1 protein-coding gene and 1 pseudogene are annotated in these 1,168 nt (G+C 28.6%); both read right to left on the reverse strand.

Annotation, left to right across the window (positions count from 1 at the left end; all coding sequences use genetic code 11):
• A pseudogene (locus tag IDG60_RS27580) lies at positions 1-322 on the reverse strand (hypothetical protein); the annotation flags it as partial.
• Positions 312-1,124, reverse strand: coding sequence for a tandem-type lipoprotein (locus IDG60_RS27585; RefSeq protein ID WP_014936986.1), 813 nt, complete (start codon positions 1,122-1,124; stop codon positions 312-314). The gene IDG60_RS27585 and the pseudogene IDG60_RS27580, both read right to left, overlap by 11 nt.
• Positions 1,125-1,168 lie beyond the last annotated feature (44 nt).

The raw sequence follows: 1,168 nt of genomic DNA on the forward strand, positions 1-1,168 counted from the left end.
AAAATTCACCTTCTTTTAACTTTTTAAAGGCTTCGCCTTGTATATTAGTCCCAGTCATCCCAAGAGTTACTTTGCCTGTATCTTTATTTAAAAAAGCAGAAGTTGTTACTCCATTAAGAGAATCAGTATAACTATCAACATATTCAAGATTAGAAGGGAATTTTTTCGCTTCTTTTAATTGATCTATTTGTCTACCTATTGTTTTACTTTTAATTCCATATAATTTCGCATTTTCAATTTCATAACTTATTTTAGAAATAGCTGTAGTTTCCTCAGTATTATATTTAATAGGTCCTGGATCTATTTTGTATTTATCTTTCATCTTCATCCACCTTCGCCGGCTGGAAATTTAATGAATCTATTACTGACAAATCGCTTTTTTCACCTTTTGAAAAGTCAATTTCCAACTTTTTATAACCCACAGAACTTCCTTTCAAATTACCATCAATATGCATTTTTAATACCGGTGCTTTATCAGTAGGAATATTATAACGACTTCTTAATTGCTTAACATTTTCATCTTTATTGCTCATTTTAAATTTTGCGTCATAACTTGGAACATTCTCATTAATTGAGACATCACCATTGTTGTAATTTTTCAATTCTTTAAGGTTTGCATATTGTCCGAAAAATTTAAAGTTTTCTATTCTCTTTTTTAGTTTTGGATCTTCTACCTTGTCTAATAAGATAATTTTATTATTTTTCATTTCAACTTTATATTTTTTTCTATCTGGGAATTTATCCTTTTCATAAAATGTCTTAACAAAATAATGTCCCTTTGCTGTCCGTGTATTTCTATCTAAGTATAAGACCATACCTTCATTACTTAATTCGTCTGCTTTATTACTTTTGGCAAAATCTGTATATATCGTCCACATACCTTTATCACCTTTTTTAAACTCACCATCTCGATATCCTTCTTTGTCATATAGATCCTCGAGATTCTTAATTGGATACATATCTAACGTTTTCGCAAAACTCTTTTTGATTTGTTCTTCTTTTGAATCTGTTTTATTCGTTTGTTCCTCTTTTTTCTGTTCATCTTTCATATTTCCACATCCCCCAATAAAAATGATTAAAAGTAATACACTCATGTACAAAGCAATTTTTTTTATATACTCCATCATTTCACATCTCTCTGCTTTAATTTTATAAACATTTGAATATT

It is taken from the genome of Staphylococcus sp. EG-SA-2 (assembly GCF_017152085.1).